Origin of the sequence: Succinivibrio dextrinosolvens DSM 3072 (genome assembly GCF_900167015.1) — a bacterium.
GTDB classification, from domain to species: Bacteria; Pseudomonadota; Gammaproteobacteria; order Enterobacterales; family Succinivibrionaceae; genus Succinivibrio; species Succinivibrio dextrinosolvens.
The window spans coordinates 1-6,434 of sequence record NZ_FUXX01000072.1; the positions used below are offsets into that span (position 1 = coordinate 1).

Annotated in this window: 5 protein-coding genes; all 5 read left to right on the forward strand. The window is 27.8% G+C overall.

The window, feature by feature from the left end; all coding sequences use genetic code 11:
- The first annotated feature begins 142 nt into the window (after nt 1-142).
- The 5 genes from B5D46_RS11615 to B5D46_RS11635 all read left to right on the forward strand — a co-directional run bounded on the left by B5D46_RS11615 (nt 143) and on the right by B5D46_RS11635 (nt 5,819).
- On the forward strand, nt 143-1,183 hold the full coding sequence (locus B5D46_RS11615; protein WP_143675685.1) for a phosphotransferase: 1,041 nt from the start codon (nt 143-145) through the stop codon (nt 1,181-1,183).
- Nucleotides 1,162-1,782 (forward strand): nucleoside/nucleotide kinase family protein, encoded by a 621-nt coding sequence (locus tag B5D46_RS11620; RefSeq protein ID WP_159443113.1) that lies wholly within the window; start codon nt 1,162-1,164, stop codon nt 1,780-1,782. The genes B5D46_RS11615 and B5D46_RS11620 overlap by 22 nt, the downstream gene beginning before the upstream one ends.
- A 551-nt stretch (nt 1,783-2,333) precedes the next feature.
- The gene (locus B5D46_RS11625) at nt 2,334-2,963 is read left to right on the forward strand and encodes a hypothetical protein (RefSeq protein WP_078929592.1); all 630 of its coding nucleotides are present in this window, start codon (nt 2,334-2,336) and stop codon (nt 2,961-2,963) included.
- Nucleotides 2,964-2,980: 17 nt separating this feature from the next.
- Complete coding sequence (locus B5D46_RS11630) at nt 2,981-4,438, forward strand: lipopolysaccharide biosynthesis protein (protein ID WP_159443114.1); 1,458 nt, start codon at nt 2,981-2,983, stop codon at nt 4,436-4,438.
- A 259-nt stretch (nt 4,439-4,697) separates the two neighbouring features.
- Nucleotides 4,698-5,819 carry a glycosyltransferase family 4 protein gene (locus B5D46_RS11635; RefSeq protein ID WP_159443115.1) on the forward strand — a complete coding sequence of 374 codons (1,122 nt, stop codon included), beginning with the start codon at nt 4,698-4,700 and terminating at the stop codon, nt 5,817-5,819.
- The last annotated feature ends 615 nt before the right edge of the window (nt 5,820-6,434 follow it).

Genomic DNA, 6,434 nt, shown 5'->3' on the forward strand with positions numbered 1-6,434 from the left:
TCCCCAAAAATAAATCAATACAAGTTTTTAAAGAGCATCAAACCTGGAGTGAATCTAGTTTTGTTTTAAATTTCCATGTGGGAAACTAGAGTTAAAAAAAATATACACTAAAAAATTAACTTCAAATGAAGAGAATATGAAAATGCTAGAAGGATTATTCCATTTACCATATGAACTATTTCTTGCAAAAAAAGCTTTTGTTGCATTTAATGAGGTAAAGAATTGTGGTTACCTTAAAAAGGGTAAGTACAAGTTACATTTGTATGGTAAACCTATTGTATATAATATTAACGTTGGTGAAATAAAGGATAAGTATCCTGCTAAGTATTTTTGTTTTTTTAATAAAATAATATTAAATAATAAGTCAAATTTAAAAAAAATATTTCAGGCTGATTATATTATGGTTTTGTCAGAGGGAGAATATAAATTATTTGACTTAACGAATAAACTTATTTACACAAAAATTAGCGAAAATAAGAAGAAAATAATTATAAGTGGACAAAAACGATTTAAAGATTTTTTTAATACAACAATAATTGGAGAGGATGATGAAGGAATATTTGAGAAGTATATAGATTATATTCCTTCTTTTAAGTTTCGGAGCGAAGATAGAATTTTGTTACTAGAAGAAATATTTTATTCTTACATTTATTACGCTCGCTATTGTCATGATTCAAATATTATTTCGGATCAGATGAGCTTAAAACAAATTATTTCCTTGTGTAACAGTCAATTGTGCGATTATACAAAAAAACTAATAAAATGTATTTCTGAAAATTTCCATATTCCCTCAATTTATCAACATGGAGATATGCATTTTGGTAATATTTTGAATGACGGAAAAAAAACTTACCTTATTGATTTTGAAAGGTATAGTAAAGACCTTTTTTTCTATGATATTCTGAATTGTTGCTATGTCGAAGCTGTAGATAATGGTAAATGGGATTTAATTGAATGGTATATTTCTAATGAAACTAATTCGAATAGTTTACTTGATATGTTGTTTTCGGAGATGGGCGTTAAATTTGATTCAAAAAAGAAGCGAGATTATTTTGCTTTATTCATGCTCAGGCGTTTATATGCTGACTCTTTAAGAGCATCTAAGGGAATAACAAAGAATAATTTTGATTATATATTAAAAAAGAACAGAGTAATATTGAAGTGGCTGGAGGAACAAGCGTGAATGTAAAGAGTATATGTGTAGTAGGAGTTGATGGTACAGGAAAAAGTACTGTTGTAAGATTGTTGCACACACAATTCTTTCCTAAATCTATAGTTCAATATATGGGGCAAAAAGAGTGGGAAACAAAACTTGCTCGCTATATTTTTGATGAGAATAATTCTATTGCTAATAAGTTTATAAAGAAGATTCTAAAACCAATAGCTGTTATATATGATCTTCGACATCGTGTGTATAAATACAAAACTTTTAATGAGATTATTATTTTTGATAGATATGCTGATGAACAAATTTTGCAGTACGAAAAATATGGAAAGTCTATATTTAATCGACCTGCAGAGTGGCTATATAATATTTTTTTTAAAACTTTTATGTACAACCCCACATTAACTGTTTATCTTCAATGCTCAATAGATACATCATTATGTAGAAAAAATGACATTAATACTGACGACGAAATAAATAGACTGAAAAAAAGCAAAATGATCATGGATAAGTATTATACAAAGAAAAGTGATTTGATTATAGATACAGAAATGAATTCAGCAGAGCAGGTTGCTAATATTATATACACTACTTTCGAATTACAAAAAATAAGATAGACGGTGATTTACCGAATTTATTGATATACTTTATTTGGTTCACTTTAGTTTTGGAGTATATCTAGTACTCAGAATGTAAATAATTTTGCGATATATTATTTGATTTGTGTAGCTTGTATATAGTTTTTAATATGAACTCATTGTTAAATCTGGCTTAATTGTGTGTTTTTTTAATACATTAATTTTCTTAAATAGAGAAAAAAATATTAAATTCCTTTCAGAACAAAAGTTTTTTCACTTTATTTTCAAAATTCAATTATTGGAATATAGCTGCAAAAAAAGCAGATTTTTGTCACATGTTTTATAGGCAGGCTATTCTGTATATTATTTTTTCAGTGAACTATATATGCTGAGTTACCTTAGTATTGGGAAATGAAAATCGCTTAACAGTTGTTTATCCTTTAATTTATATTGGCTGAGAAAGTATTTACTAAGATCCTACTTAGTTATTTTTAATAGTCAATTGAATTCCTTTGAAACAAAGTATAGATTTAGGAATCAATAAATTAACTTTTGCACAGTTTTTTTGATCGAGATGTGGCTAATTAACTATGGAATTTTCAAGTATACAAGACTTTTTTTGTTTCATAAATAAGAACAGTGAATATGTTATTTTAAGAAACTGGGACAATATTATAAATAATATATCCAATGGGGAAGATATTGATTTACTTGTTGAAGATAAGATTAAGTTTATTAATCTTGTTAATGCAACTCCTAAATATAAAGATAAACTGAGGTCTAACTATTACGTTACAATAGGTAATAAAAAAATAAGACTTGATGTTAGAAGTTTTGGTGATGGCTATTATCCTTTTTTTTGGGAAAAGCTGTTTTTAAAGAATCGTGTTTTCAACAAAGATATAGATGCTTACACATTAAATGGTGATGACTATTATTCTGCTCTTTTATATCACTCATTAATCCAAAAACCAGATTTAAAAGTTAAATATTTAAGTGTGCTCTGTCAATTATCCCGAAAGGATATGTCCTTTGATCAACTGATTGAAGATTTAAGAACTAGGTTAAAACAAAACAATTCTTATATTTCTCTTCCTGAAGATCATGGTGTATATATAAATATGGAATTAATTAAGGATAAAGAATTACCATATAACTTTAATTCATTTGATATCTTGGTAAGAACCTTTAGAAAGATACTTTTCAAACTTTTTTGCTAAGGGGAGAGAAGAAAATTTTGAATATAAAAATACATAAAATAAAATCGAAATATAACAATATTCCTCTTCCTTTAAAGGTATCTTTTTGGTATTTTGTTTGTTCTCTTCTTCAAAAAGGAATTTCATTTATTACCTTGCCTATATTTACACGTGTATTAAGTACGGAAGAATATGGGGTAATTAGTATTTACAATTCATGGGAGCAAATAATAATAATCTTTTTAACTTTGAATTTATCTAACAGTGTTTTTAATGTTGGCTTAGTTAGATTTGATAATGATAGAGATAATTTTCAGTCTTCAATGGTTGGGCTAGAGATAATTATTACTCTTATAATGTCATTGATATTATTTTTAGTGTATAACTCATTGATTCCAATAATACAATTGGATTATAGATATATTTTTATTATGACCGTCCAATGTTTCTTCACGATAATTCTTGGAATGTGGACACTAAGACAACGATTTGATTACAACTATAAAAAAATGACTATAGTATCGGTATTAAATATAATTCTTGGGGTACTAGTGTCTTTAGTTTTAGTGTTTATGTTAAAAGATAAATCATTTGGAAAGATCAGCGGAACTGCAATTATCCTTATGATAATTGGTTTGTTCTGTTTTTTTGATATGGTAAAAGGAAAAAAGAGTATCGTCAATTTTAAGTATTGGAAATTTGCGCTACTTTATAACATTCCAATGATTCCTCATTTTATTTCATCAGTCATTTTAAATCAATTGGATAGAATTATGATTCAAAACATGATTGGATTAAGTGAGGCTGGAATATATTCTGTTGCTTATAGTAGTGCATGCGTGGTTTATATTCTTAATCAAGCTTTGGCTGCATCTTATAATCCATGGTTACTTCAAAGATTAAAGAAAAAAATGTATTCAGGAATAAAACAAGTTGTCAATGCAATTTTATTACTATACCTTTCACTTCTTTTTTTAATAATACTTTTTGCCCCTGAAATTATGAAGATTATGGCAACGGTCGATTATTATGATGGTATTTATGTTATCCCCCCTGTTGCATGTTCAATGTTTTTTATTTTACTATTTACAATGTTTGCTCCTATAGAACATTATTCTCTTAAAACAAAATTTATAGGTATTGCTTCAACTGTATCCGCATTAGTAAATGTTTTATTAAATTATATATTTATTAATGCATTTGGATATCTTGCAGCAGGGTATACTACGTTGGCATGCTATGTTATTTATGCATTTGCTCATTGGATTTATATGAAGAAATGTTGTAAAGACGATAATATGCTTTTATTTGACGATAGAAAAATTTTGATTATGAGTGTGGTTGTTGTTTCTGTTGCTATTGTTTCTGCTTTATTCTATAGTTACTCTACATTAAGATATTTGTTTATTTTTAGCATAATACTTTTATGTGTATCTCGTAGAAAAAAGATTACAGCAATACTTGCTGAACTTACTAAAAAGAATAATGTCCAATAATTTCTTTTAAATCAACATGAGATCTTTCTTTTTTTATCCCATTTTGCAGATAAAACAACAGAAAATTCTGAAAAATAACAAGTTGATTGTTTTATTGATAAATCTGAGCTAATTTCACTTGTTCTTCAAGAATTCTCTTTTCTGATTTATCTCTTTTATGAAGCCCAATTGTAAGACAGTTGCTTATTTTATGATTTATATAGTAATTAGAATCATTTTATTAAGCTTCTTGCTAAGATAAAAAAAAATGGTGACTATAATGAGAAAAGAATTATTATTTATAATGCCGGCATTATTTATAGGCGGTGCTGAAAAACAGTATAGATATATCATGGAATCTTTCTCTTCTTCTGAATGTTTTCATGTGACAGTATTATTATTAAATAGGCCTTTAATTGGACAAGAAGAAACTACAAAGAAGTTTATACAAGATCATAAGGAAATAACTTTTTATCAGTTGAAGGGAAATGTGATTAACGTTAAAAGAATATGGCGAAATATTGAGAAAATAAAAGTTCTATTCAAACAATATTTTTGGGTAAAACATTATATGAAAAAGCATCATATAAATGCCGTGATGTTTTCTTACGTTACACAACTTATGTTAGTTCCTCTTTTTAAATCTAAAGGTTTAAAGGTAATATTTAATGAAAGAAATACAGGAAGACAAATATGTGATAGAAAATTCAAGATATCATTATTAAGAAGGTGTGATAGAGTTATCTGTAATTCTCGTTATGCAGCTGATTATATTCATGAAAAAACTTTGTTAAATGTAACAGTATTTAATAATGGTATAAAGAATAATAAAGTCCAAAGAATTGATCATAAATATTACAATATAATTGTGCCAGCAAGAATTAATAGAATTAAAAATCAAATGGTTGTGATTGATGCTCTTTTGTTACTGAAAGCAATGATTCCTTTTGCTGAATATCAAGATATTCGTTGTATATTAGCCGGAGGGATACAAGACGAAAATTATTATTATGATATAAAAGACAAAATAAAAAAAAATAAATTAAATGTAACTGTTACTGGTTTTATATCCAATATAAATAGCATTTACGAGACAACGGATTTGCTTATTCTTCCATCCTTTGAGGAAGGTACTCCAAATGTATTGTTAGAGGCATATATGAACAGTATTCCTGCATTAGTATCTGATATTCCAATGAATAGAGATTGTTGTTTGACAGGAGATATATTATTTAATCCGTGTAGTCCGGATGAACTTGCAAGAAAGATCTTATTATGGATGAATGACAAAATGACTGATGACATATCGCTATATAATCAGATGAACTATAACTATCTGATTAATAATTATAGTATGGATATTTTGAAGGAAAAGTATTTAGATTTTTTTTCTCGTATTTAATCTTGCATTTGATAATGGTAATTTTTTGTTTGTCTGTAGGAAGTTATATAATAACATTATTATTTGTTAGCTAAAGGTCTGCTTTCATTAACTGTAAATCTCTCTCAGGCTAGTAATAGGATAAAAAAGTGTAATTCCTTATCACAGAACTGGCTAGGTAATTAAGGATAAGTTACAGAATAAGGACGAACTATAGCCAAAAGAGTGATCCTGCCCTAGGGGAACTGATCCTGTCTGAAGGTATAATTGGATAAGCTTCCAATATATTTTTATTGTCTGAAAATGCTCTGTTCTCAATCGAACAAAGGTAAGATTCCTAAACCTGTTTTTTCGCACTTTTAAATAAAGCTTTTGCTAATCCCAGGAACGCGTTCCCAGGATTTAATCATGTATCTGGGATTATTCCAACGAACGCGTTCCCGGGATTTAATCGTATCTTTCCCAAGCCCGAACTGACAACCATTATATAACGTCGCAAAATATCCATGTCGATTTTGTTTACTAAAAGGTCTGACATGGATACTCCTAACATAAAAATCACAGCTCAGTACCAATCCTTCACAGCTACAATTGATTGGATTGAAATTTACAAGCGCTTTGAAGAATCAAAACTCT